Annotated in this window: 22 protein-coding genes (1 of these 22 cut by a window edge); 13 read left to right on the top strand and 9 right to left on the bottom strand. The window is 52.3% G+C overall.

Features of this window, described 5'->3' with window-relative positions:
* The first annotated feature begins 3 nt into the window (after positions 1–3).
* On the top strand, positions 4–1,173 hold the full coding sequence (locus tag KFE80_10540; protein UTW44824.1) for a hypothetical protein: 1,170 nt from the start codon (positions 4–6) through the stop codon (positions 1,171–1,173).
* Positions 1,174–1,176: 3 nt separating this feature from the next.
* On the opposite strand, the gene KFE80_10545 is transcribed toward KFE80_10540, so the two are convergent.
* Complete coding sequence (locus KFE80_10545; protein UTW44825.1) at positions 1,177–1,617, bottom strand: DUF3010 family protein; 441 nt, start codon at positions 1,615–1,617, stop codon at positions 1,177–1,179.
* A 133-nt stretch (positions 1,618–1,750) separates the two neighbouring features.
* Between KFE80_10545 and KFE80_10550 the strand changes: the two genes are divergently transcribed.
* On the top strand, positions 1,751–2,278 hold the full coding sequence (locus KFE80_10550) for a hypothetical protein (GenBank protein ID UTW44826.1): 528 nt from the start codon (positions 1,751–1,753) through the stop codon (positions 2,276–2,278).
* Between the two features lie 60 nt (positions 2,279–2,338).
* On the opposite strand, the gene KFE80_10555 is transcribed toward KFE80_10550, so the two are convergent.
* The 3 genes from KFE80_10555 to KFE80_10565 are packed head-to-tail and all read right to left on the bottom strand — an operon-like array spanning position 2,339 to position 4,089.
* Positions 2,339–2,923: a YceI family protein gene (locus KFE80_10555; GenBank protein ID UTW44827.1), complete on the bottom strand. Its 585-nt coding sequence runs from the start codon at positions 2,921–2,923 to the stop codon at positions 2,339–2,341.
* Positions 2,920–3,471 (bottom strand): cytochrome b, encoded by a 552-nt coding sequence (locus tag KFE80_10560; GenBank protein ID UTW44828.1) that lies wholly within the window; start codon positions 3,469–3,471, stop codon positions 2,920–2,922. The genes KFE80_10555 and KFE80_10560 overlap by 4 nt, the downstream gene beginning before the upstream one ends.
* Before the next feature lie 15 nt (positions 3,472–3,486).
* Positions 3,487–4,089 carry an NAD(P)H-dependent oxidoreductase gene (locus KFE80_10565; protein ID UTW44829.1) on the bottom strand — a complete coding sequence of 201 codons (603 nt, stop codon included), beginning with the start codon at positions 4,087–4,089 and terminating at the stop codon, positions 3,487–3,489.
* Between the two features lie 108 nt (positions 4,090–4,197).
* Here KFE80_10565 and KFE80_10570 point away from each other — a divergent pair, with 108 nt between their 5' ends.
* The 3 genes from KFE80_10570 to KFE80_10580 all read left to right on the top strand — a co-directional run bounded on the left by KFE80_10570 (position 4,198) and on the right by KFE80_10580 (position 6,673).
* Positions 4,198–5,106, top strand: coding sequence for a LysR family transcriptional regulator (locus KFE80_10570; protein UTW44830.1), 909 nt, complete (start codon positions 4,198–4,200; stop codon positions 5,104–5,106).
* Between the two features lie 75 nt (positions 5,107–5,181).
* A complete protein-coding gene (locus KFE80_10575) occupies positions 5,182–5,940 on the top strand; it encodes an NINE protein (GenBank protein UTW44831.1) in 759 nt (252 codons plus the stop codon).
* A 52-nt stretch (positions 5,941–5,992) separates the two neighbouring features.
* Complete coding sequence (locus KFE80_10580; GenBank protein ID UTW44832.1) at positions 5,993–6,673, top strand: hypothetical protein; 681 nt, start codon at positions 5,993–5,995, stop codon at positions 6,671–6,673.
* A gap of 49 nt (positions 6,674–6,722) precedes the next feature.
* On the opposite strand, the gene KFE80_10585 is transcribed toward KFE80_10580, so the two are convergent.
* Entirely contained in the window at positions 6,723–7,790 is a 1,068-nt protein-coding gene (locus KFE80_10585; GenBank protein ID UTW44833.1) for a branched-chain amino acid aminotransferase, read from the bottom strand.
* A 235-nt stretch (positions 7,791–8,025) separates the two neighbouring features.
* Here KFE80_10585 and KFE80_10590 point away from each other — a divergent pair, with 235 nt between their 5' ends.
* Positions 8,026–8,391 carry an STAS/SEC14 domain-containing protein gene (locus tag KFE80_10590; GenBank protein UTW44834.1) on the top strand — a complete coding sequence of 122 codons (366 nt, stop codon included), beginning with the start codon at positions 8,026–8,028 and terminating at the stop codon, positions 8,389–8,391.
* Between the two features lie 206 nt (positions 8,392–8,597).
* Positions 8,598–9,155, top strand: a complete 558-nt coding sequence (locus KFE80_10595) for an NAAT family transporter (protein ID UTW46699.1) — start codon at positions 8,598–8,600, stop codon at positions 9,153–9,155.
* Here KFE80_10595 and hemJ read toward each other — a convergent pair.
* Both hemJ and KFE80_10605 read right to left on the bottom strand, forming a co-directional pair.
* On the bottom strand, positions 9,152–9,595 hold the full coding sequence (gene hemJ, locus KFE80_10600; GenBank protein UTW44835.1) for a protoporphyrinogen oxidase HemJ: 444 nt from the start codon (positions 9,593–9,595) through the stop codon (positions 9,152–9,154). The genes KFE80_10595 and hemJ overlap by 4 nt on opposite strands.
* A gap of 26 nt (positions 9,596–9,621) precedes the next feature.
* A complete protein-coding gene (locus KFE80_10605; GenBank protein ID UTW44836.1) occupies positions 9,622–11,388 on the bottom strand; it encodes a chloride channel protein in 1,767 nt (588 codons plus the stop codon).
* A gap of 676 nt (positions 11,389–12,064) precedes the next feature.
* On the opposite strand from KFE80_10605, the gene KFE80_10610 reads away from it, so the two are divergent.
* The 5 genes from KFE80_10610 to KFE80_10630 all read left to right on the top strand — a co-directional run bounded on the left by KFE80_10610 (position 12,065) and on the right by KFE80_10630 (position 17,068).
* Positions 12,065–12,616, top strand: coding sequence for a polymer-forming cytoskeletal protein (locus KFE80_10610; GenBank protein UTW44837.1), 552 nt, complete (start codon positions 12,065–12,067; stop codon positions 12,614–12,616).
* Positions 12,617–12,747: 131 nt separating this feature from the next.
* On the top strand, positions 12,748–13,101 hold the full coding sequence (gene erpA, locus KFE80_10615) for an iron-sulfur cluster insertion protein ErpA (GenBank protein ID UTW44838.1): 354 nt from the start codon (positions 12,748–12,750) through the stop codon (positions 13,099–13,101).
* A gap of 9 nt (positions 13,102–13,110) precedes the next feature.
* The gene (locus KFE80_10620; GenBank protein ID UTW44839.1) at positions 13,111–13,602 is read left to right on the top strand and encodes an acyl-CoA transferase; all 492 of its coding nucleotides are present in this window, start codon (positions 13,111–13,113) and stop codon (positions 13,600–13,602) included.
* Entirely contained in the window at positions 13,599–16,004 is a 2,406-nt protein-coding gene (locus KFE80_10625; protein UTW44840.1) for a DNA polymerase II, read from the top strand. The genes KFE80_10620 and KFE80_10625 overlap by 4 nt, the downstream gene beginning before the upstream one ends.
* Before the next feature lie 38 nt (positions 16,005–16,042).
* The gene (locus tag KFE80_10630) at positions 16,043–17,068 is read left to right on the top strand and encodes a putative sulfate exporter family transporter (GenBank protein UTW44841.1); all 1,026 of its coding nucleotides are present in this window, start codon (positions 16,043–16,045) and stop codon (positions 17,066–17,068) included.
* On the opposite strand, the gene KFE80_10635 is transcribed toward KFE80_10630, so the two are convergent.
* Both KFE80_10635 and KFE80_10640 read right to left on the bottom strand, forming a co-directional pair.
* Complete coding sequence (locus tag KFE80_10635; GenBank protein UTW44842.1) at positions 17,065–18,198, bottom strand: anhydro-N-acetylmuramic acid kinase; 1,134 nt, start codon at positions 18,196–18,198, stop codon at positions 17,065–17,067. The two genes, KFE80_10630 and KFE80_10635, sit on opposite strands and share 4 nt — an antisense overlap.
* A gap of 6 nt (positions 18,199–18,204) precedes the next feature.
* Complete coding sequence (locus tag KFE80_10640; protein UTW46700.1) at positions 18,205–19,581, bottom strand: peptidoglycan DD-metalloendopeptidase family protein; 1,377 nt, start codon at positions 19,579–19,581, stop codon at positions 18,205–18,207.
* A gap of 197 nt (positions 19,582–19,778) precedes the next feature.
* Here KFE80_10640 and tyrS point away from each other — a divergent pair, with 197 nt between their 5' ends.
* Positions 19,779–20,358: the 5' end (the start) of a tyrosine--tRNA ligase gene (gene tyrS / locus KFE80_10645; protein UTW46701.1), read on the top strand. Its footprint extends 695 nt past the window's final position; the window shows 580 of its 1,275 coding nt (coding positions 1–580); the start codon lies at positions 19,779–19,781; the stop codon falls past the right edge of the window.

Consider the following 20,358-nt stretch of genomic DNA (forward strand, 5'->3'; position numbering starts at 1 on the left):
TCGATGAAAAATAGATTTCTTTTGGTTCAGATACCGATATTTATTCTTTGTACTTTATTTAATTCTTTAAAGGCGGAAGATGCTGATGAAGTTAGCCAGTTCCTTGATAGCATAGATTCGATTATCCAACAGGGTCAAGTAGATAAATTGGAGGAGTTGATCCATTTTGAGTCATTGGTAGACGAGGCCTTACTCAGAATAAAAGGTCTTCCATATTCAACGAGACAAGCACTAAAGCAAGGCTTTTTAAGTAATACCAAAGGTTCTGTAAAAGTAATGCTGGATGGTTTGTCTGGTGGTTCCCAAAAACGATTGCGTGTGCACAGTGCCAATAATATCAGCAAAGCACTTTATCGATTTGATCTTGGTGATAAGGGTTACAGCTATATCGAGTGGGTGCTAAAGCCAAATCACAAAAATCGAAAACTGCAGATTGTTGATTATTACTCTTATACTCTTGGTAAAACCTGGTCTGGCATGATTCGAGAGTTTTTTGCCTTTTCGCAATTAAACAACAATAATTTTGAAGAGATATTTCTGGTATTTACTGGGCAGAGGAATGCTATCAATAAAATTTCCGAAACGATGGTAAATTACTTGCGGACAAAAAAATCAGAACCATTTTTTGATGCTTATGCTCAAGCTACTGAAGAGGTTCGAAGTAGCGACTCGATTATTGACTTTTATTATCGTGTAGCGTCTGAAACCGGCGATGAAAATCGATATAGAGAAGCTTTAAAAATTCTTGCGAAATACAAGAGTGAAAACCCCAAATATGCATTTATCTTGATTGATCATTATTTTTATTTAGGGCAATTCGATAAGGCTATGCAAGCTTTGGAAAGCTTCGAATTGGCACTTGGAGTGAAAGATTCTGCTATTACCTTTCTGAAAGGGAATGTACAGTTGATGGCAGGTGACCATAAGGCTGCATTGTCTTATTACCGAGCAGCAAAAGCTATAGAGCCCGCTCTGGAAGAAATATATTGGTCAGAAGTGAGTGTTTATGTGGCTCAAGAAGACTATAAATCCTTGGTTATCCTCTTTAAGGGCATGGAGTCTGCCTTTGGGTATCTATTTGCCCGTGAAGATTTCTTGTCAGAGCCCTTTTATGGGGATTTTGTAAAGTCCCCAGAGTTTGATTCTTGGCTGAGAAGCACAACCTGTGGATAGTTATTAGTTTTTGCGGCTTAATGACGCAAACACTGTGGTAAATGCTGGCTCCAAAAATTTTTTCAGTCCTGTATCTGCAAAGTCGATAAACAACGGGGTGTGCTTCAGTTGTTCTTTGATATCGGTATTGGCAATCAGTGACACTTGTAAACCGTCAATCAATTGAATGGCTGCTTCCAGCTTGAACCCTACAGCGCCACCGGCAAATTTGCCCTTTTGTGGGCGTGAGCGAATCACCACCTGAGTGATGCCGTAATCGCCCATCAGTTTGGCAAAGGTGCGTTGAAAGGCTTGCAGCTGTTGTTGGTCATCGGCGTTGCGAATCTGTAGCCGTTGCTGGCGCAAGTCGGGGATAGTGAACAAGTCGCCACTTTTTACCAGCGGGCAGATCAATACTTCGTTGCTTTTGATCTCAATGCCGCAGGCTTTGGTTTCGCTGGCCATGGTGTGACTCCTGATGCTCAGTATGGGGCTGGTGTGGTTGGAGCGCGGATACTAACACGATTGCAGTGATTGCCTTAATGGCTCGACCGTGGCAGGCTTGCCCATCTGTTTTAGTAACTGGATATTGCACAATATGGCCGATAACGACACCTCTGCCGCAGCAGCGGAACAATCTACACAGTCCTCCACCCAGCCATCTGGGCAACAGCCCAAGGCCAATTTTCCTGAGCTGTTAAACCTGTGTAACGGCCTGCTGCATAACCTGTTTTTCAAGCTGCCGAAGCCCAAATCGAAAGAGCTGTTTTCGGAGGTCAAAAAAGGCGGCACCCCAGTGCTGGGTAACGTCACTGTGGGCGAGAAGATCACCCTAAAGTTGAAACTGACTCTGGATTACGGCGCGTTTGTGGGGCCTGGCTTTAATTTTGATGTGTTTCGCACCGCCTTGAAAGGCTTGTTGGAACGTATCAATACCACGCTGCGATTGAAAGCAGATCTTGGCTTGCGCACCAATCAGCAAGGTGGTGTGTTGATTGGTTTTGCTGGTACGGTCACCAAAAATGACCAGATGAATGCATTGATGATGGTTGTAGATATGGGCAAAGCCGGCGAAATTACCTTGCGCTTGAGCTTTGTGGACCCTACTCAGTTTCAGCAAGACTGATCAGAATCCTGAAAAAAGGGCGATGCCAATGGCATCGCCCTTTTTTAATGAACTCAGCATTTATTTGCTGATGCCCTCCACATCCAATGTCATGTAGACATGCTCGGCACCTGGCCCCATGGACCGCATGCCAAAGTCTTCCAGCTTCAGCGCCACAGTGCCGCGAAAGCCTGCGTGGTGAGCAGAGCCCCAAGGGGATTTGCCAGAGCCTATGTGCTCCACATCAATGGCGATCTCTTTGCTAACGCCGCGCAGAGTCAGGTTGCCCTTTAGTTCGGCTTTGCCGTCGCCTTTGTCGGTGAAGGAGGTACTTTTGAAGGTGGCCTTTGGGTATTCATCCACATTCAGGTACTTTTTGCCGCGCAGGTGCTTGTCGCGCTCGGCGTGCATGCTGTCGATGCTGGCCACATCAATTTCCACATTTACGGTGGATGCGCTGGGGTTGTCTGGATCGTAGCTGAAGTTGCCGTCAAATTTGTTGAAGCGCCCGCTGAGCCAGCTAAAGCCTAGGTGCTTGATCTGGAACTGGATAAAGGCGTGGGCACCTTTAATATCGAACTGGTAATCACGGGCAGTGGCCACGTTGGTGGTCAGCAGTGTAGCGGCCAGTGCGAGGCCAGCGGTGAGTGTGCGCACGATGGTCATTTGGAATCTCCTTTAAAGAAAGTCATGCGTTTGAGAGTGTTGTCTTTGTCAATAAAATGGTGCTTGAGTGCTGCCAAGGCATGCAGTGCCGCCAAGACAATTAATACCCAGGCAAGGATTTCATGGATATCGCCGGCGATATCTTCCTGGTTGTCGATATCCGTGAGGGTAGCGGGTACGGCAAACCAGTTAAATACATCGATGGCGCGGCCGTCGGCAGTGGAAATCAAGTAGCCGCTGACCATAATCAGTGCCATCAAGGCATACAGGGTGAGGTGGGCCCAGTGGGCGACGCGTTGCTCATTGGTTGAGCCAATAGGCTGAGGCTGGCGGCTGCCCATGCGCCAACCCCAACGTATCAGCAGCAGCACGAACAGCAGAACGCCAACACTTTTGTGGATGTGGGGCAGGGTACGATACAGCGGATCGTAGTAATCCAGCCCGACCATGTAAATGCCCAGCCCAAACAGGCCAAAAATCGCCAGTGCCATCACCCAGTGCAGTAGTTTCGCCACCAGCCCATAGCTTTGTAGGGTATTCGGGGTCATGCTCCAGTCCTTTTATCAGGCCGCTGCTTTGCGGCTCAGTAATGCTTCAGCCTGAGACAGCGATTGTTCTCGAACGTCACTCATGGCAAGCCCTTCAGCGTAAATAAAGTCGATATCCGTGATCCCCACAAAGCTGAAAATGCGGCGTACGAACTCAGTTTGCGTGTCTGCATCGGTGCCGGCGTATTGGCCGCCGCGGGTAGCAATAATATAAAGCTTCTTGCCCTTTAACAGCCCCTCTGGGCCGTTATCGCCGTATTGGAATGTTACGCCGGCGCGGGCTACGTGGTCGAACCAGGCTTTTAACGTGGAGGGCACGCCAAAGTTGTACATGGGCAGCCCTAGTACAATGGTGTCGCTGGCGCGTAATTCATGGATCAATTGGTCCGACAGTTCGGCGGCCTGTTGTTGTTCAGGGCTGCGCTCCTCTTGCTTGGCTGAGAAACCGCTAAAACGCTCTGCATTCAAGTGGGGGATATCGCTTGCATTGAGATCACGATGAGTGATCTGCAAGCTTGGGTGATGTTTTTGCAATTGCTCAATAAATTGCTGGCTCAGTTTGTTTGAGGTGCCCTCAGGGCCAAACAAGCTGCTTTGCAGTGATAGCAGGTGGTTCATGATATTTGCTCCAAGGTTGGTTTGTAATCTCAATGATGGCAAGATTACATCCAATTAACTGTTGTTTAACTGGTAGATTTTGATCAATTAAATCGAATTTATAGATATATGCCCGCTGAATGTACCCCAAAAGTCACACTGGAGCAGTGGCGTATGTTGTTGGCGGTGGTGGAGTACGGTAGCTTTGCCGCCGCTGCCAATCGCCTCCTCAAAAGCCAGTCGACGGTCAGTTACGCGATGGCGCGCTTGCAGGAGCAGCTGCAGGTAGCGGTGTTTGAGTTGCAGGGCCGCCGGGCAGTACTGACTGAAGCTGGCGAGCTGGTGGTGCGTCGCGCCCGCACCCTGGTGTCCGATGCCCAAGCGCTGGAGCAGGCAGCTCAGGTGTTGGCGTCCGGTTGGGAGTCAGAGATCCGCATCGTAGTGGATATGATATTTCCCCAGCAATTACTGGTGGCCATCCTGCAGCGCTTTTCCCCAGGTACCCAACATACCCGAGTGGAACTGATCGAGAGTTCACTGTCTGGCACCCAGGATGCCATTGTCCACGGCGGTGCAGACATGGCATTGGGCGGCATGTTGCCCACCGGGTTTTTGTCCGAGCCAGTGTGTCAGATGCAGTTTGTTGCAGTGGCACATCCACAGCACCCGTTGGTGCTGCTGAAGCGGCCGCTGCAAGAGGCGGACATGAAGCAGCAGCGTCAACTGGTTGTGCGGGATTCCGGCCCCCATCGGCGCCTCAATGCCGGTTGGCTGGGCGCTGAGCAACGCTGGACAGTAAGTCATTTTCACCAATCCATCCGCTTGCTTTTGGGCGGTTTGGGGTACGCCTTTGTGCCCATGCACATGGCCCAGCCTTATCTGGATACCGGGGAGCTGGTGGAACTGCCCATTGCCAGCGGTTCCACACGAGATGTGCCACTTCGCATGGTATTTGCTGATCGCACCAACGCTGGCCCGGCGTTACAGCGCTTTGCGGAGATCGTTCGGGAAGAGGGGCGGCTGTATTCAGGGACTTGAGGTAATTGAGTTTTCTCGCCTATGTCGCTACTTTGAGCAGCTATTACATAATCATAAAAATACGGAGAACCTGGAATGGATACGTCTTCCCCTTACACATCACCAGAGGCCGAATTACAGAATAATTTGGTCTTTTGCCGGGATTGTGGGCAAAAAATATCGCGAACCGCACCGACCTGCCCTCATTGTGGCGGTGTTCAATCAACCAATGGCAAGAGCAAGGTTGCTGCCGGGTTGCTGGCATTTTTTCTTGGGGGCTTGGGCATTCACCGCTTTTATCTGGGGCAATGGTGGGGATTGTTCTATTTGTTGTTTTGCTGGACTGGTATTCCGGGGCTAATCAGTTTTATCGAAGCCATCGTTTTTTGGTGCAGCAGCGACCAAAGCTGGAATGAAAAGTATGGCCATAAAAAAGGCATGTCAGCTCTGGTAGGTGTGTTGATCGGTTTTTTTGCCATTATTCCGGTTATCGGCATTTTGGCCGCTATTGCATTGCCCGCTTATCAGGACTACACCTTTCGGGCGCAGGTGGCAGAAGCCATGGCCGCGGTTCAACCTATTCGGCAGACAGTGGAATCGAATATTCTGGAAGGCACCTATTTTGATCGCGATGTGAATCTCCAACAGGTGAGCAATGACCGCTATTGGGTTGAGTTAAAAGACGATGCGGATATTGTTATTCACTTTACCCAAGCTAGGTTGCAGGGAACGCTGACCTACAATGCCACCAGTAATGGCGAAGATATCGAGTTTGGTCGCAGGGTGCATAGCGTTGACTGGGATTGCAAGGGCGGTACGTTAGAGCCGCGCTACCGACCGGTTATGTGCAGGTGAGCCATAAAGGTCGCACTCTTGAAATGGGGTGATTGTACTTAAAGGGAGTTTGATGAAGACGTTTGTTTTATTGATGTTGTCCGCTATAGCGATCCATACATTTTCGGATCAGGTAGAGCCTGTTGAGAACAAGTACCTTAGTGAAGCACACAAAAGGCAGTACGGCACGTTTGTTTTAACGCGATACTGGCAAAACGACGATGACAACGGCAACTACGGTTATCGTATCTGCTCTGAAAAAACAGATGATTGCCTGGATTTTCCAAAGTTTGAGTTTTCGTTAACCACATCTGTGGTCACTACAAACGATGAGGTGTTTTTGGTGGCCACACCTTTCTATGAGGTGGGTTTGGGAGATGCCGAAAATTGGAATTTGTCGATCTATCGCTGGCGGGATAAACAGCGTTTTGTCACGCTGCAATCCAGTACAGCGCCCAACTTGGGTGATTACAATGGCGATGGTCGCATCGATTTCTGGCTTGAAAGTGGCGCTGAAGAAGCCTGTGATTGGCACTTTGGCTATCCGAGGTTTTACACGCTCTCGCAAAACGGATTTGAACAGGTGCCACTGCGACAATTCCCGGAGGCATTGCGTCAATATGTCAAACGTATCAGAGGCGAGATTGAGCCGCTGAAAACACTCAGCGAGTCAGAATATCGCTTTGCGGCTGAGGTAATAAAGTGTGTGGAAGCTATGGCTGATAAGTGTGAAAGGATTGCTGAGAGGCAATAGTTGATACTTTAAGCCCATAAAAAAGCCGGGGAAACCCCGGCTTTTTTGTTTAGACAACTTCAATAACTTCCGTCCAACCAAATCGATCTTCGATATGACCGTACTGAATACCGGTTAACTCATCGTAAATCCGTTTTGCCACTGGGCCAGCCTGATTGTTGTTAATCAGGTACTCCTGGTCACCCATGCCGAATTTACCCACTGGCGCAATCACCGCCGCAGTACCACAGCCAAATACTTCGGTAATGGCGCCGGATTTGATGTCTGCCAACACGTCATTGACGTCAATCTGCTCTTCGGAGATCTCGTAGCCTAAGGAGTTGGCCATCTCCAGCACCGAGTACCGTGTGATGCCCGGCAAAATGCTACCGGTGAGCTTGGGGGTGATAATTTTGTCGCCATACACAAACATAATGTTCATGGCGCCCACTTCTTCCACATAGCGACCTTCAATGGCGTCGAGCCACAGCACTTGGGAATACCCCTTGTCGCTGGCTTCCTGACCCACAAACAGGCTGGCGGCGTAGTTGCCACCGGTTTTGGCGTCGCCGACACCGCCTTTTACCGCGCGGCGGTAAGTGTCTGAGATATAAACCCCCACTGGGTTAAAACCACCTTTGAAGTACGGGCCAACTGGGCCACCAATCACAAAGTGCAGGTAGCGGTTACTGGGCATAACCCCCAGTGCATTCTGGGTGGCGATCAAGCTGGGGCGAATGTAGTAGGAAGAGCCGGCTTCGGAAGGCACCCACTGGTGGTCCAATTTGACCAGTTCGCGGATGGATTCCAAGAATACGGCCTCATCCACAGGTGCCATAGCCATGCGTACCGCAGAACGGGTGAAGCGCTTGGCGTTGTCCCAGGGGCGAAACAGATTAATATTGCCGTCTGGGCGGCGGTAGGCCTTCAAACCTTCAAAAATTTCCTGTGCGTAGTGAAGCACGGCACAGGACGGGTCCAGGGTAAACGGGGTGTAGGGGCCAATAGCCGCGTCGTGCCAGGCACCGTCGCGGTATTCTTGGGTAAACATATGATCTGAGAAAACGCCGCCGAAGCCCAACTCGGTGGGAATGGGTTTGCGTTGTTCATCGTTTAAGGGGCGTATTGCAATCGCCATGTGTTGCTCCGTTACCAGGGCCGTTCAGCGGCCTTTTACCAAGCGGGGGATTATAGATGAGCTCAGCGGAATTTTTACTAGCATTTTTCCTAAAAAAACCGGGCAATTCCCTCCGTTTGTCTAAAATAACACTCTTGGAGTAAGTAAAACCCACTTTACCCTCGTAGTCAGCCATGTAGAATCATCGCTTCATAACCATTTTAACGCTGGATGTTTGGATAACGAGGGTTGCACTATGATTAGCTGTTCGCTGTTTGAAGATATCGATGTCTGTCTGCTGGAGCTGGGGGAGCATATTTCCGAGAAGAATATGCTGGAGGCTCGTGACCAGATTAATGAGTACCTCGGCAGCCATCCGAATCTGAGTGGCCTGGTTATACATGCGGAGTTTTTCCCCTGGTGGTCGGAGTTTGCCGAGCTGGTCGGGCTGTTGAGCTTTAACGGTAACCGTCACCAAACTCTGGTACGTGTTGCTCTGTGCAGTGATGTGGGTGTGGAAGGCATCCTGCCCCAGATCAGTGAGCACTTTTTTGCCGCTGAGGTAAAAGCTTATAAAGAAGACCAGGTTTCAGAGGCCCTGCACTGGGCACAAGGGGAGTAACTTCCTCATCTGGATGCAGAACCCCACTTTAAGGCTGTGGGGCTCGACGAGCGGTCGCAGGCAGGTGCTTTCAAATTGATGCACCTGCCTGATGTTTTTTAGAAGAAAGGTTTTGGAACCAAAGGTTTTAGAAATAAAGGTATTGATCTGTGGGCAGTTTTGTCTGGCAAGATATATTCGCTACTGTCGCGACCTTGTTTTTCATCATGGATTCGCTGGGGGCGATTCCATTGGTGCTGTCGCTGTTAAAGCGCTTCGATGACAGCAAAAAGCGTCGCATCATCATTCGCGAGCTGCTGATCGCACTGGTTATCCTGGTCGGTATCTTGTTTGCCGGTAACAGTATTCTGGGTTTCCTGGGGCTGCAGCAACCCACTCTGAATATCGCCGGCGGAATACTGCTGTTTATCATCGCTATCCGAATGGTGTTTCCTCAACCCGCTCGGGAAGAGGAGAGTGCGGTAGAAGACCCTTTCATTGTGCCGCTGGCTATGCCGATGCTGGCGGGGCCTTCTGCCATTGCGGTGTTGTTGCTGTTGAGTAGCAATCAGCCGGAGCGCATTTGGGAGTGGACGACGGCACTGGTTATCGCCTGGGGTTTGACGGCAGCGGTGTTATTGGCGGCGCCTCTGTTGCTAAAAATACTGGGCAACCGCGGTTTACGGGCGGTGGAGCGGTTGATGGGTATGCTGCTGATTCTGATGTCTATCCAAATGTTGTTGAATGGTATTTCCCAGTATCTGGAAGGTTTGCCCAAAGGCTAAAACGGTTTTACCACCACCATGATGACGATGCCTATCAGCAACAGTACTGGCGCTTCGTTAAACCAGCGAAAGAACACGTGGCTGAGGTTGCAGTTGTCTTTTTGAAACTGCTTGAGAAAGTAATAGCAGCCTCCGTGGTAAGCCAGTAGCAGCCCAACCAGTGCCAGTTTGAGGTGCATCCAGCCCTGGCTCATGTAGCTGGGAATAGCCATCAGCAACAGCATCCCCAGTATCACCGACGCCACCATGGACGGCGTGGCGATACCTCGATAAAGCTTGCGCTCCATCACTTTAAAACGCTCCTGGCTAACTCGGTCTTCAGCGCTGGCGTGGTACACAAACAGCCTCGGCAAATAGAAGATAGCTGCCATCCAGCAGATAACCGCCACAATGTGAAATGCTTTGACCCACAAAAAGTGTTCAACTAACCAAGCGCTCATCGATTCAAATCATCCCCATGAAAGGGTTAGTGGTAGTAGTTTTCGACCTGTTCGCGGGTCAGTACCCCTTGAACTTCTGACTGCAGAGGCGCCACGCGAGGGCGGCTGACATACACTGCCTCCACATTGGTCTGGCGCATCAACTGCAAGGCCTCCTGCAGTGTGGCGCGAGCGTGTATGGGTTTGAGTTCCCTATGCTCTCCAGGAATCTCCCCCAGCTGAATATCGGCATCCTCTTCCCACAGGGTGGCGTCATGTTCTTCCAGAAAATGGGCCAAATCCGCCGGGCGTATCAGTAATTTTGGCTCGCCAATGTCTTCCACCACCAGGCATTCGGGTTTCTCGGCGAGGATGTCTCGGGCTTGCTGCCGGGAAATAACATAGCTGCATGTGGCGTATTCGCGACACATCAAGCTGGTAACACCCGCTCGGCTTAACATCTGATAAACCGGGGATGAAAAGCGGTTGGGGTCGCGGCCCTGCAAAAACAGCCCTGGTTGCCCGGACAGCAAGCGAGCAGTAATTGACGCTACCACAATGGCCAGCATAGCGGGCATTACAATACTGTGGTTATAGGTCAGCTCCACCAGAGCCAACAATGCTGCCAGGGGCGCGTTGAGTACCGCGCCCATCATGGCACCCATACCCACCATGGCGTACAGGCCAACGGCGGACGCCTCCATGGGCATGATCATGGAGCCGACAATGCCCAGTGCGCCGCCAATGCAAGCACCGGAAACCAGGGTTGGGGAAATCACCCCGCCCGGTAATCCCAGGCTCACTACCGTCGATGCCACCAGCAACTTGCACAGCCCAATAGCGATTAACAGGCCGATACTGAGCTGCCCCAACAGCGCACTGCTGATGGTGTCGTACCCCAAGCCGAGTAACTGAGGCAGGGCAGCGCCGGCACAACCCACAACCACAGCGGCAATGGCAGCGCGCAGCAAAATCGGATACTTGTGCAGGCGCATACCCAGAACATGGAAACGCAGCATGCCTGCGGCAATGGTGCCAATCACCAAGGCACACAAAATCAGATAGGGCAGCTCCCAAAGGTTGGCCAGTTCCAGCGCGGGTACTAAAAATGCAGGGTCGTTGCCGTAGAAAATCCGGGACACTACTGTGCCGCCCACTGCAGCGAGAATGATGGGGATAAACCCGGCGATGGTGTACTCCATCAGCACCACTTCCATGGCAAAAATAACCCCGGCCAGCGGTGTATTGAACGAGGCGGCAATGGCGGCGGCGACTCCGCAACCAGCCAGTACGCGGAGGTTGTTGTTGGGCACTTTCATTTGCCGGCCAATAGCACTGGCACAAGCAGCCCCCAAGTGCACCGCCGGGCCTTCACGGCCCACCGGTGTGCCGCTGGACAGCAGCAGTGAACCACACACAAACTGCACCAATGCATTGCCACTGGGCAGCCGGCCCTGGTGCTGATGCACTCGATTAACCACATGGGCAACCCCGGTATCCCGGCGCCGTGGCTTTACAAAATGGCAGATGAGTCCCACCAGCAAAATGCCACAAAAGGGCATCAGGAAGTGGCTCAGAGTCGACAGTTGTTCAAACGCCTCTGTACCGGAGCTGTCCAGCATGGCTTTGAGGGGAAGCTCAAATGAGGCCCGAAACAGTACCGCGATCAGGCCCGTTAACAGGCCACTGATGCACCCCATAATGGCCAATTGTGGCAGCGCATCGGTGTGCGCCAGGCGGTAGCGGAAGTCATCGACCCGGCGTCGTAAATACTGCCAAAGCGTGGATTCTTCCGTTGTCGGTGATTTTGACATAGGGCGTTGGGGCCGTTTGTTTCCTGTATTATACGCGCCTAATTGCTCATTCTGCTGGATATTGTGATGTCTGACCAGGATCGCCTGGTGGTAACCCCCTACAATCCGCGACGTCGCCAACAAAAGTGGCTGTTGGCCATCGCCGGAGCGCTGCTGTGCCTGTTTGTGGGCTTATTGCTCGGCGGTCAATGGTTTGACCTGGAAATGATGGACAAGCGTGAGTTGGCAAGGGAATACAACCGCCTTCAAGACGATGTGGATGACCTCAAGCAGCAGCTGGCCACTGCTCAGCTCAATTCTCAAGTGGATGGCACCGCCCTGGAAACGGTACGCAAGGAGCTGTCTGACCTACAAGGCAAGCTGGCGGAGAGTCGTGAAGAGCTAAGGCTGTATCGCAATTTGCTGCAAAAAGAAGGCGTTGCTCAGGGCCTGATCATCAATGGTTTTGACCTGTATCGAAACAGTTCCGGTGAGTTGGAATACCAGCTGATTGTGCAACAGCGAGCGGGTAAGCTAAAAACCGTAAAGGTCACTGCCAAAGTGCAACTGTTGGGTAGTGCTGGCGGTGAAGACCAGAGCCTTTCGCTGGCCAAGCTGGATGCGGAGCAATCCGGTGATTTACTGCAAATGGAGTTTCGTTACTTTTACATTCATCAGGGCGTATTGCAGTTACCCGATGGTTTTGAGCCGCAAAACGTGTTGGTTCAGGTGTGGCCTTCAGGCCAGCCAAAGAAAACCGTGGAGCAAGAATTTCAATGGCCGCTGGAGGCCGAAGCTGTGGAGAACAAGCAACGTGAAAAATAAAAAATCAGCCGCAAATAACTTCAATAACGGTGCCACCACGCTGATTGCTGAGGGCACCGAAATTTCTGGGGAAATCCGTTTTTACGGCAATCTGGAGATTGAGGGCAAGGTCATCGGCAATGTGATTGCTATGGACGCTGACAAGTCACGGGTGCGAGTACTGCAAAGTGGTCAGGTGCAGGGTGAAATTCAGGCGCCTGCGGTGGTGGTCAATGGCCTGGTGGAAGGCGACTTGCAAGTGACCCAGTATCTGGAGCTGGCCGCCCGTGCGGTTGTGGATGGCAATGTGCATTACCGCCTGATCGAAGTGGAGAAAGGTGCCCAGGTAAACGGCAGTTTTATCCGTATGGCCAAGGAGGAGCAATCCTCTCGAGATAGGGATTCAGAGGACGCAGACGGTGCGTCTGCCCGGGTAGAAGTGTAGAATTGTAAAGATTGCGCTTGTGGCGCCACAGCACCCCTTTGAGTGGCGTGCTGAAATTGCTACAGTTAACCATTGGTGCCGCTAACAACCGGCGGCCCGGCTGTTGAATAGGTAGTACCAGTAGGTATTAGATGTCTGAGATCGAATCGTTTGTTCCCCCCACGGTGCAAGTTACGGAAAACGCTGTCACTAAGGTGAAAAACCTGGTCAGCGAAGAGGGCAATGACGCGTTAAAACTGAGGGTGTTTGTCACCGGTGGCGGTTGCTCCGGGTTTCAATATGGCTTCTCATTTGATGACGACGTTGCCGAAGACGATACTTTGATTGAGCAAAGTGGCATATCCGTATTGGTGGATGCACTGAGCTACCAGTATCTGGTCGGTGCAACGGTGGACTACGAAGAGGGTCTGGCTGGCTCGCGCTTTGTGGTTACCAACCCCAATGCATCCACCACTTGTGGTTGTGGCGCTTCCTTTTCTCTGTAGGGCAATGTGATGAAGTCTGCTCTCTGTGCACTGCTGCTGTTGATGTCTCTGCCGCTGATGGCGGGGGCGCAACCCCCAGTGGATGACAGTGTGCTGATCGATGAGCAAAGTCAAAAAGAAGTGCCCCCCGGCTACCTGGCTCGCCTGGAACTGAATAAGCCCGAAGAGGTGGAAGCGACCCTCCAGCGGGTGGAAGAAATTTACCTCTCTGGTCAACTGAACGCCGAGCAGCCGCCGGTCACGTTCATCATTCACGGTCCTGAAGCTCTGGTGTTCCTTGAAGAAAACTATGAGATGTATCAGGGCATTGTGGATCTGGCGAAAAAGCTTACCGAAGAGAAGGTGGTGGACATTCGCATCTGCCGCAATCGTCTGAGGATAGAGGGCGCGAAAAAGAAACCATTGCAGTCCTTCGTGGGAACGGTTCGCTTTGGCCCTCGGGAAGAGCGTCGCCTGCGCAGAGCTGAAGACTACGAATACTTTTCCGCCGACAGCCAGTGAGTGCTGTCTCCAGCACTGATACACCGCCGCTAACGGCATCAGGCTTTTTGATAACCCGCGCCAGCTCTGATGTTGCAGGTAAGGCTCAGGTTCAGCTCTGGGTGGCCACTGATCGTGGCCCTGCCTTGCTTCGTTGCAACGACCAACGCCCCCTGTTTTTTATTGATTCCAGCCAACACAGCGATGCTGCATTGCTTTTGCAGCACAACCAGGTGATGGCAGAACTCAAGCAACTGCCCCTGAAAACCTATCACCAGAAACCGGTCTCTGCGGTTTACTGCGCCAGTCTGCAACACTTTTTTAACGCCAGAAGGGCCTTGCAACAACGGGGCCTGGAACTGTTGGAATCCGACTTTCGCCTTCAAGACCGCTACCTGATGGAGCGCTTTATCTGCGGTGGCTTGTGTTTTACCGGTAAGCCAGTGCAGCGCGCTGGCTATGTGGAGTACCAGAACTGCCAGATCAAAAGTGCAGACTACCAGCCAAAGCTGAGCGTGTTGTCACTGGATATCGAATGCGATATGGATGGCGAGCTGTTTTCCGTGGCCCTTTACGGCAACAGTGCTGCCCAGCCGGTATCGGAAGTTTTGATGATTGGCGAGCCGCAGCCGTGCCCGGGAGTCCAAATGCAGTGGTACCAGGACGAAACTGCTTTGTTGAATGGCTTGCTGGAGCGCATTCAGCAGCTGGACCCGGACGTATTTATTGGCTGGAACCTGGTGAATTTTGACTTCCGCACCTTGCTGGCCCGAGCACAGCACTGCGGTGTGGCATTTGCCATTGGCCGCGGTGGCGCCTTGTCCCGCTGGCGAGATGCGAGGGACAGCAACCAAGGGTACATACACATTCCCGGCCGTGCCGCCGTAGACGGTATTGAAGCGCTGCGTTCGGCCACTTATTTGTTTAACAGCTTTTCCCTGGAAAACGTGGCCCAGGAGCTGCTGGGCCGAGGTAAGAAAGCCAAAGATGTGGACGATCGTATGGCGGAGATTCGCCATAATTTTCACCATGATAAACCCGCTTTGGCAGCCTACAACCTGGAAGATGCTCGCCTGGTGGTGGATATTTTCGAGTACACCCGCCTGCTGGATTACTTGGTGCTGCGCGCTCAACTCACTGGCCTGGAATTGGACCGGAGTGGTGGTTCGGTAGCGGCGTTTACCAACCTCTACCTGCCGCGCCTGCACCGCGCCGGTTATGTGGCTCCCAACCTGCCCGCAGATGGCGGCTTGGCGAGCCCTGGCGGTTATGTGATGAACTCCCAGCCTGGATTGTATCGCCATGTGTTGGTGCTGGATTTCAAAAGCCTGTACCCGTCGATTATTCGCACCTTCAAAGTTGATCCTTGGGGGTTGGTGGAAGGTTTGCTGGCGGCGGAAAAGGATGCTGACCAAGTGATTGAAGGTTTTCGCGGTGCCTGGTTTCATCGCCACAAACATTACTTGCCGGACATCATTACCAGCCTATGGCAGCAGCGGGACCAGGCTAAAGCCGAAGGTGACCAGGCGAGATCCCAGGCGTTAAAAATTCTGATGAACTCTTTTTACGGGGTGCTCGGCTCCGGCGGTTGCCGCTTTTACGACACCCGTCTGGCCAGCTCCATCACCTTGCGCGGCCACCAAATTATGCAAACCACCGCCCAGTGGATAGAGGAAAAAGGCTATCGGGTGATTTATGGGGATACGGATTCCACCTTTGTGTGGTTGGAGCACTGCTCCAGCAACGAGCACGCGCAACAAGTTGGCAAAAAGCTCGCCGATACCATCAATACAAAATGGCGCTCAGAGTTGGCTGAAAAACACCGGCTGGACTGCCATTTGGAAATAGAGTTTGAAACCCACTTCAGCCGTTTTTTAATGCCCACTATTCGAGGCTCCGAGGCTGGCAGTAAAAAACGCTACGCCGGCATGATCGAAACCGATCAGGGCGAAAAGCTGGTTTTTAAAGGCCTTGAAACGGTGCGTACCGACTGGACGGATCTGGCCAAACAGTTTCAGGTGCAACTGTTTGAAAAGCTGTTCCACGACGCTGATCCCTGCGAGCTGATTCGTTGCACGGTAAACGATACTCTACGGGGGAAATGCGACGGAGAATTAGTGTACCGCAAGCGTTTGCGCCGTCGTCTCGACCGCTACCAGAAAAATGTACCGCCTCATGTGCGTGCTGCCCGTTTGGCCGACCAGAAAAATCAACAGCAAGGTAAGCCGTTGCGTTATCAGCGCAAAGGCTGGATCAATTACGTGATGACCGTTAACGGGCCAGAACCGGTGGAATACCTGACCAGCCCTATCGATTATCAGCACTACATTGATCGCCAGCTAAAGCCGGTTGCAGACGCCATACTGCCGTTTGCGGGTTTGGAATTTGAAAGTATTGTGAGTGCACAGATGGGGTTGCTGTAACAGTGGCCCTGTAACTTATACCCGTTGTGAAAATCGGAATGATGAAAGCCTTAAGCCCTATAAAAAAACCTGTTGAAGTCCCATTAATCCGTGGCGTTTTTATCTGCGTGATTGTTGCCTTAGCAGCCTCGTTTATAGCAAACCACTACGGTGGCCCGGTGATGTTGTTTGCTCTGCTGCTGGGGATGGCGGTGAATTTTTTGGCGACGGATAAAGCCAGCGCTGCCGGTATCGACTTTTCAGCCAACGTTATTCTTAAAACCGGTGTGGCTCTATTGGGCGGACGAATCCTGTTTGAAGATATTTCCAGCCTGGGCTTATTGGGGGTGGCAGTGGTCGTCGCCTCCACGCTAGTCACTATTATGTTTGGCGCTCTGTTGGCCCGTTTGCTCAAGGTGCCCACCAATCTGGGTTTGCTGTCTGGCGGTGCGGTGGCCATTTGCGGGGTTTCCGCCACCATGACCTTGTCGACGGTAATGCCAAAAAATGAGCAGACCGAACGCTACATTGGCTTAACCGTGGTGATGGTGTCGGTGATTGGCTCTGTGGCGATGATTAGTTACCCCATTGTGATGCAACAACTGCAACTGAGTCCCGCTGCTACGGGCTTTATTCTGGGGGCGTCTATTCATGATGTTTCTCATGTGGCTGGTGCCAGTTTCAGCATCTCCCCGGAGGTGGGACACACTGCCATGGTGGTCAAAATGCTGCGCGTTGCCATGTTGATACCCATTGCCTGGATGTTCTTTTGGTATTTTCGAGGTAATGCTGCAGATGCGGGTAATGCAACAGCCACTGATCGCAGTGGCTTGCGCCTGCCGCTGTTTTTGATTGTTTTTGTGGTGCTTTGTTGTGTGAATAACTTTGGCTGGATTCCACAGCCAGTGGCTGCTGGAATGGAGGTGATTTCCCGATGGTGTTTTGTGATTGCGATTGTCGCCCTGGGAATCAAAACGTCGTTTCAGGGGTTGGCGGGTATCGGTTGGCGGCCGGTATTATTGGTGATACTGCAAAGTTTGTTTTTGGGCTTTTTGGCGGTGTTCTGGGCTTTGTATAGCTACTAACTAGAGTACACGCCGCCCAATATCACATCGCTTTTTGCGCCAGTTACTGCGGGTAGATTTCCGGATAGCTTTTCCAGTGTTCTTTTTGCCATCCAGGCAAAAGCGACGCACTCCACCTGTTTGGGATCGATGCCCAGAATCGCGGTAGTCGCTAATTGGGCTGGGTGCAGCATGGCTTCCAGTCGTGCTGTGAGTTGACCATTAAATGCGCCGCCGCCACAGAGAAATACCTCGTTGACATTGCCGCAGTCTTTAATGGCGTCGGCTACGGTGCGCGCGGTAAATTCCAGCAGGGTGGCTTGTACGTCTTGCGCCGATAATTCCCGGCCAAGTTCTGCCAGTATTCGTTGTAGCCAGCTCAGGTTAAAGTCTTCCCGCCCAGTGCTTTTGGGGGTGGGGCGCTGCAAGTAGGGATGAGCCATAAAGCGCTTTAGCAGTTCCAATTGCACCTTGCCGCTGGCGGCCCATTGGCCGTTTTTGTCATAGGGCTGTTGTAGATGCAGCTGGCACCAGTCGTCCATCACCATATTGGCGGGGCCGGTGTCGTAGCCTACTGCCTCTTGCCCGGCTGGTAGCCAGGTAATATTGGCAATGCCCCCCAAATTAACTACCGCGCGGTTGCGTTGGGAGTGGCGAAACAGGGCGTTGTGCAAGGCTGGCGCCAGTGGTGCCCCGTGGCCGCCCGCGGCCATATCCCGGCGACGAAAGTCTGCCACGGTGGTAACGCCGGTACGCTGGGCGATGATATTGGGGTCGCCAATTTGCAGGGTAAACGGGTGCGCTTCTCCGGGCTCTGGCGGCCGGTGGCGGATTGTCTGGCCGTGGCTGCCAATGGCTGTAACCTGTTCCGGTTGAACGCCAGCTTTGGCCATGATTTGTTGGGCGGTGGCGGCAAACAGCTCGCCAATCCAGTGGTCGGTGTGGCCCAGCAAGTCCACGTGATCGTCCCCGGGGGTTGATAACGCCAGAATATCCCGGCGCAAAGCGGGTGGGATGTCACTTTCAATGTGGGCGATGGTATTGGGCTGTGTGCCGCCGAGTTCAACCAGTACTGCGTCTACAGCGTCCACGCTGGTGCCTGACATCAGGCCAATAAACAGTTGTGTGGCCTCGGCAGAAGGGGAGGTCATTAGCAGTTAGCCTTCGTTTTTTTTCGGCTTACCCAGTTGTGCCAACTGGTTTTGGTCGCGGTGCTTGGCCAGGCTGGCGATTAGCGGTTGGGTTTGCTTCAGAAATTCCGCTTTGTGTTTTTCAGCGATGGGTTTGGCCTGGGGCAGTTTGACGGTACGCGGGTTGCGATGCACCCCATTCACCAGAAATTCGTAGTGCAGGTGGGGGCCGGTTGCCAGACCGGTAGCGCCTACAGTGCCGATGGTTTGGCCTTGGCGCACGCTTTGGCCGCGTTTCACCTTGCGTTTGTGCAGGTGCAGGTATTTGGTGCTGTAACTTTGGCCGTGCTGAATAACCACGTAGTTGCCATTGGCACGGGTGTAGCCAGCTTTAACCACTTTGCCATCGCCAGAAGCATATATTGGGGTACCGGTAGGTGCAGCGTAATCAATGCCTCGGTGGGGCCTCACTTTTTTGGTGATCGGGTGCAATCGGCGCATATTGAAGCCGGAGCTGACTCGAGCAAAGTTAACCGGTGTGCGCAGGAAGGCTTTGCGCATGCTCAGGCCTTCCGGGGTGTAGTAATTGGCGTGGCCATTGGCGTCTTCAAAGCGCACTGCTTTAAAGGTTTTGCCTTGGTTGGTGAATTCTGCGGCAAGGATGTTGCCATTGCCTATTTTTGCGCCGTCCAGAAACTTCTCTTCGTAAAGCACCATAAAATGGTCGCCCTTGCGAATATCCAGGGCAAAATCCACATCCCAGCCAAAAATGCCCGCCAGCTCCATAATTAGGTCGTGGGGAATGCCCACGTTGTCTGCCGCCACAAACAGGGAGCTGGTGATCTCTGCTTCCCGGTAAGTGGCAGTTACTTGAGGCTCCAAAACAATATGCTCAGCCTCAAACTGATCGCCTTGATGTTTAAATTGCCAAGATTCCAGCTGTGATATTCGATAGCGCAACGTGTCCAACTGGCCATCTTGGTTCAGGCCAAACGACAGGGTTTGGCCAGGAATAAGGCGCTTGAGTTGTTTGGCGCTTTTGCTGGAACTGACAAAGCGATGTACGTCCTGAGGGCTTAGGGAGGCCTTTTTAAACAATGTACTGAGATTGTCGCCAGACTTAACGGTAATCTCTTTCCAGGTTAAAGCGGGTTTACTGGGCAGGGCGACAACGGGCTCTTCAACAGGCGGCGGTTGAATGATGGCATCAAAGTCGCTGACCGCCACAGCATCGCTTTTTTCAACATCGGTTAGCTTGTGTTTGGCGGATGCCGGCTCGCTGGGCATCAACGCCAAAGCCGCGACGACGACTATCGTGACGCCAGTCGCTGCCAGTAGGTGGGCGCGAGGCAGCGCCGGGCTAACCAGCCTTTGCCACAGGCCTGGACGTCGCCGACTGGTCATCGGTTTTGGTGAAGATGCTGATTTCATGGCGGCTTTTATAACAGAATCCGGGACTTGCATAAAGAAGTGAAGTCAAACTGTGAGCTGATATTGCCAGCTATAGAGCCGATTTGTGACCTTGTTTTTGTTGCCGGATAGGGTAAGGTGGCGGCCTTTATTCCATTGGCCTTTTGATATTTGTGAGTGTTGCCATGACCATGACCGGCGCGGAGCTAATCGCCGATTTACGAGCCCGCGGGCTGATTGCCCAAATGACAGCGGATAAAGAGCTGGAAGAACACCTGGATCAGTCGCGCACTCTGTATTGTGGCTTCGACCCCACCGCCGACAGCCTACATATAGGTAGCTTGGTGCCGCTGCTGACATTGACGCGCTTCCAGTTGGCCGGTCACAAACCCATAGCTTTGGTGGGCGGTGCCACTGGTTTGGTGGGCGACCCCAGTGGCAAGTCGGAAGAGCGCAACCTCAATACACCAGATGTGGTCGCCAATTGGGTAGACAAGTTGCGTGCCCAAGTCAGTGCCTTTGTCGATTTTGAGTGCGGTGATAATTCGGCGGTTGTGGTGAATAACCTGGATTGGTCCGGTGAGGTCAGGGTGCTGGACTTTCTGCGGGATATCGGCAAGCACTTTGCCGTTAACCAGATGGTTAAGAAGGAATCCGTTAAACAGCGCATCGAGCGCGAAGGTGAGGGCATCTCTTTTACTGAGTTCAGCTATATGATTCTGCAGTCCTGGGATTTCGCTGAGCTTAATAAAGCCCACAATTGCACCCTGC

This window comes from bacterium SCSIO 12696, from assembly GCA_024397955.1.
Classification (GTDB): Bacteria; Pseudomonadota; Gammaproteobacteria; order Pseudomonadales; family Porticoccaceae; genus SCSIO-12696.